5 protein-coding genes are annotated in these 5,220 nt (G+C 46.6%); 1 reads left to right on the top strand and 4 read right to left on the bottom strand.

Annotated elements, in window-relative coordinates; all coding sequences use genetic code 11:
* Positions 1-440, top strand: a 440-nt coding sequence (locus VIP81_RS27315; protein ID WP_414649396.1) for a Fic family protein, incomplete at its 5' end; no start/stop codon positions are given.
* Between the two features lie 52 nt (positions 441-492).
* Here the strand turns inward: VIP81_RS27315 and VIP81_RS27310 are convergent.
* From VIP81_RS27310 to VIP81_RS27295, 4 genes are all read right to left on the bottom strand, one after another.
* Positions 493-897 carry an SMI1/KNR4 family protein gene (locus tag VIP81_RS27310; protein WP_331968880.1) on the bottom strand — a complete coding sequence of 135 codons (405 nt, stop codon included), beginning with the start codon at positions 895-897 and terminating at the stop codon, positions 493-495.
* Between the two features lie 9 nt (positions 898-906).
* Positions 907-2,640, bottom strand: a complete 1,734-nt coding sequence (locus tag VIP81_RS27305; protein WP_331968877.1) for an alpha-L-arabinofuranosidase — start codon at positions 2,638-2,640, stop codon at positions 907-909.
* A 76-nt stretch (positions 2,641-2,716) separates the two neighbouring features.
* Entirely contained in the window at positions 2,717-3,970 is a 1,254-nt protein-coding gene (locus VIP81_RS27300) for a glycan-binding surface protein (RefSeq protein ID WP_331968874.1), read from the bottom strand.
* An 18-nt stretch (positions 3,971-3,988) separates the two neighbouring features.
* Positions 3,989-5,220 (bottom strand): RagB/SusD family nutrient uptake outer membrane protein (locus tag VIP81_RS27295; RefSeq protein WP_331968871.1); only part of this gene is annotated, 1,232 nt, incomplete at its 5' end.

The following is a 5,220-nucleotide window of genomic DNA, read 5'->3' as shown; positions in this document are numbered from 1 at the left end:
TGGTACTAGCCCGTTCTGATAAGAGCAGCCTACGTTTTTATAGTATGTCGGCACAAATACGAAAAGAAAGAAATGCTTATTATAATATTTTAGAAAAGACGCAGAAGGGTAGCCTGGATATTACAGCCTGGCTCGAATGGTTTCTCAGTTGTTTGGATAGAGCATTAGTAGCCAGTGATGAAACGTTGTCCATTGTGATGGGAAAGGCGAAATTCTGGGAAAAATACAAAAGTCATCCATTTAATGAGCGGCAGAAAATGATGCTTAATAAATTACTGGATGGCTTTACCGGAAAGCTAACCAATGCCAAGTGGGCGAAAATTGCTAAATGTTCCTCGGATACAGCGCTTAGGGATATAAATGATTTATTGCAGCAGGAAGTACTGATGAAAGAACCGGCTGGTGGCAGAAGTACCAGTTATGTATTGAATAAAGTATAATTGATATTCCTGTGTGAGAGAGCCTTACACTGTGCTATCTCACACAGAAGCTTCAATACAACAATTGAGAATCTTTATTGATAAGCAGAATCCCTTCTTTAAACGACGTCGCTATCGGATATTGCTGATCTGTTTTCCTAAACACACCCACCCTGTTTTTCAGGAACCCGATAGTATCACCGTTTGTGAGGGAGTCAGAGAAGCCGATGAAATGCTTGTTCCCATTTTCACGGTATGCCCCCAGGATCCTATGGATAGGCCATAGGGAGTACCGGCTGCCACGTACTTCCATATCAGCAAATCCGTCTACCTGTAAATACAATTCCATAAAATCTCCGGGAAATCTAAAGCCTAATGCATTTTCTGTTTCGATGATCATTTCTATCAATGCACCTTTGTTCAGTTGAATGCTTTCTATTTTCCATTGTTGAATAATGCTCTCTGTCCAGCTTTTCATAAACGACTGTTATTTTTTATCTATCACTACATATACCACCGACATAGGAGGCAGGGCTACTTTAATGCCATTCTGCGTACCTGCGGCATTGGCTTTTACGGTATCATAATTTTGAGGACCACCAGCGGCGCCGGTGGGTCCGTTGTCGTTTACCAATACTTTGCGACCAAATCCGGTAACACCTTCACCACCGGTAAGTGTATACCAGTAATACCTGCTGCCTGCATTGAAGTTTTTACATGTCAGCTGCACATTCTTTTGTGTGTTAGCTTTATTTACCAACACAGCAGATATTTCTCCGGAACTGAAAGTAGACGCATAGGAAATGACGCTGGTATCTGTGGACGTGGCGTTGATGGCTCTGTCGCCCAATGTTTTTTGCAGGAAATAAAGGTAATAGAAGGCAGGTCGGGGTTCCCAGCGCTGTTCGCCGGAAGCGGCAGCACCATCACTAAAAAGACCGTGGTCATTTCCATTGTCCCAGGCATTGGCGAGGTCCCAGCGACTGGCCATTCCAAATTTATTTTTGATGAGTTCTTCCAGTACCAGCACCGCATGAATGCCTGCTATTTGTGATACCATTTGTTTGGAGCCGGTGGCAAAAATATTCCATTCAGTGAGTGCAATAGGTTTGGCACTTACACCTGCTGTCTGCACGGAGGTGCTTACATGATTGGATATTATTTTTGTGACGGAACTGGCGGTAGCCAGTATTTCCAGCGGGGTAGAATTGGTATTATATGGGGTGAAGTAACTGTGTACGATGAAGAAGTCGGCTGCATTGCCTGCCTGTTGCAGTACGCCGCTGTTCCAGCTTTTGTCGGTGGCCGTAGCCCAGGACGCCGGTTCCTGTTCCAGCAATTGTACACCAATGAAGATGGTTTTACCAATTTCAGTAGCGGCCTTACGCAGGGAGTCGATAAAAATTTTTGCATGACGACCATACAGATCTCCGGTGATGAGCAGGGGTTGTCCGTCTTTATTTTGTGATGGATCAATCCGATATCCCGCCTGCCAGGTGCCGTTGCTTTCATTGCCTATTTCCCAGTATTTGGTGCGGCCATTATCATAGCGTACCCAATCGGCTGCGAGGTGTGCGGCGGCAGCTACAGGATTGCTGCTGTTACTATATCTGGCATATCCATAGTTAAGTGTGATGATCCCTTCGTTGTTGGTTTGCTGGAGCATCCGGTAGTAGTTGTCGACGGAGAGTGTCCAGCTATCGTTATTGCGGCCATACCAATAGCCTGCGTTGGCCATGGCGCCATTCATGTCGGGAAGGTTGACAGGCGCATCTGCCGGCGGGTTGCCGGGGAGCCCGTTCCAGAAATAAATACTGCTCAGATTACCGCCGGGGAAACGGATAATGCCCGGATGCAGTTTGGTGATATGCCCCATTAATGAGGGTTCCGTCACCATTTGTGTCATGTATAAATTACTGTTGTTACCAAACAGTGCAGGTGAAATTTTTGTGATAATCGTAGAGGCGTCTACGTTAACTGTAGTATTAATATTTGCTGGCGGAGCCGTTTCGTTAAATGCCGGTGCGGTGAATCTTTTGGCGGTCCATCCATCTTTAAAAAAGCCTTCTGTAGCGGCGGTGGCCGGATCGGGTGGGGTGACTACCGTAACAGTGGTATCTGGTTTATTGCCGTTGCCGGCGGGAGTAGCAGACTTTTTGCCACATGCGGCTACAGCGAGCAACAGCAGGCATTTCCATACCATATCATTTGCTTTTTTCATTTGATCGGATTGTTCGGTCGGTTTAAATACCGGGCGTCACTGGATGGACGCCCGGTTGAATTGACCTACTGAAGAATTATTTTATTTTAACAATTCTGAAATTATCGAAAGCGGAATTGAACAGTGCTATACCGGTAGCTTCTGCCATGAGGCGATAGCTGAATGCTACTTTAGCATCCGGTTTCAGCAGATCGCCCATAAGAACAGCATTATCACCGATGCCTTCTGTACCATCGACGGTGAGTTTAAAGTCCGATAGTTTAACGGTAACCGTTTGCCATTTGTTTTTGGTATCGAAGGTTTTGTTAGTGGCATTTAGCCAGGGCTGGTAGCGGAAGCAATACTTATCATTGAAGCGAAGTACGGTCACACCTTCAGTCCAGGCTACTTTGGTATTGATTTCAAATTTCAGTGCATACTGCGCAGCTGACTGTGTGAGTACATCGGTAGAAAATATAGCGACATCGTTGAAGTTGCCGGAGCGGTTGCTGGTCCACCATTCGTAGCCCCAGGCGCCTACGCTGCCGAAAATGCTCTGTACATATCCACCTCTGGTGCCGGGAAACAGTGCGGCATCACTGGTGATGATCGCGCCCCAGCTCCAGTTATATACGGAGGGTTCTCCGGTTTTATTCCATTCTGTCAGATTACTGATCACATCGCCGCTGGCATGATCATTTAAAGGCCCGTCAGAGGTAACGCTGCCAAATTTAGCCTGTATGGTCAGGCGGCCGGTATCCGTGCCCAGATCGGGCATTACAAAGGCGACTCTTGAACCATTTGAACTGGTTACAAACGAGGCGATATCTCTTCCTCCGGGGAGCGTTATTTTCTCTATCAGCACTAAGCTGGAACCATATATAATCAGGGAATCGCCGGGTAAAGCATTTTCGTTGGAGATGGCTGTAATAGTTGGTGGAGGAATATCTACCACAAAGGAATATACCGCTTCACCGTGGGTAGTCGTTACTTTAATCTGGTTAGGTACTTTTGGATCAACCGCCTCTGTAGGAGCATTGCCGGGAATGCTGAGAATGATATGATCGCTGGTATTATAAGTAGGGTTCACGTACGCATCTACGCCATTAAAGGAAACGCTGACTACACCGCTGAGGTTTTGGCCGGTGATTAATATCAGTGTGCCGGGAAATGCCTTGGTAAAGGCGCTGTCCTGCAACGTGGAATCCAGCATAGTTACTTTGGTGATCACCGGCGGACCAGACAAGTCGTTGTTTTTGGAACAGGAAAGCAACAGGCATAGTACTGCTGCCAACATACCTGTGAGGAGTGCGCCGTGTTTTGTATATCTGTTGAGATGATTGTGGATCATACATGTACTTTTTGAAGATTAATAGGAATAAGGCACCGGTGGTTTCCTGAGATTAGGCGCTGCAGTCAATTCAGCTGCCGGATAAGGTAACAGGAAGTTGCTGGTTGTTACGGGGTAGTATGCCTTTGTATCGGATGTCACGGTCCAGCTGGTAGCATTTGTTTCCGTGTTAGGTACAATCCTGTAAGAGCCTTTGTCCTGGGCGTTTACCAGGTCGATGGCTTTTGTTGGATTATACGCATACAGGCGAAGCAGGTCATACCATGCTTGTCCTTCCATGGCCAGTTCCAGTCTTCTTTCTTTATAAATATCATCCCAGGTGATCACTGCTTTATTTCCCACGCCGGCACGTTTGCGAACTGCATTGAAATATTTTAATGCTTCTCCGTCCGCTGTGCTGGCGGCATTACCTAAGATGGCTTCTGCATAAATCAGGTATACATCTGCCAGTCGCAGCATATAAGTGCTGATTTCAGTATGCTGCTGCGTTACTTTACCGTCATTATCTTCCGGCCTGCCCACTACATATTTTTTCACCCAGGCATGTGTATTGTATTTGTCGGTGCCCTGACTGTTCAACGGTACCTGTAATTCCTGGATAATCTTTTTGCCAACGTTATTAGGATCGTCTACCGACTGATGGATATAGGAGTAGTGATCGCCGGGGAACATAAATGTGGCTTTACGTCTTTTGTCATTGACAGCATACAGGTTCAACTGGTCCAGTGATGCGCCGATATCTCCACCCCAGCCGTCCTGGAAGCCGGTGATTTCAGAGCCATAGGCAAAAAATGCCTGTACACTGTTTTGAGTGCCCCAGTCGCCGTCGTATTTCCATTGCAGGGCAAACAGGCTTTCGGAATTGTTGTTATTTTTTGTGAGAAATAAATCTTCATAGTTACTCATGAGCTCCGCACCGCTATTGGTAATGACATCATTGGCAAACCATTTGGCGCTGTCGAGATCCGTTTGCCTGCGTGTCAGGCCGCTGCCCACACCAGCACGGGTGAGATATATTTTGGCGAGCATACCTTCTGCCGCCCATTTAGTCAGGCGACCTTTCTGAACAGGTGCAGCGGGTAAATTGGCCGCTGCAAAACGCATTTCCCTGATAATGAAGCCCCATACAGATTCCACGGTATTGCGGCTAACAGAGGTATCTGTTACCAGTTTGTAGTTGTCTTCTATAATAGGTACTGGTCCCCAGTTTTGAACGAGATAGGAGTATGCCAGTCCACGCATGAAACGTC

The sequence above is a fragment of the Chitinophaga sp. genome (assembly GCF_036566945.1).
Taxonomy (GTDB): Bacteria; Bacteroidota; Bacteroidia; order Chitinophagales; family Chitinophagaceae; genus Chitinophaga.
The sequence above is the reverse complement of the archived record's forward strand: the minus strand, read 5'-3'. Positions and strand labels throughout refer to the sequence as shown.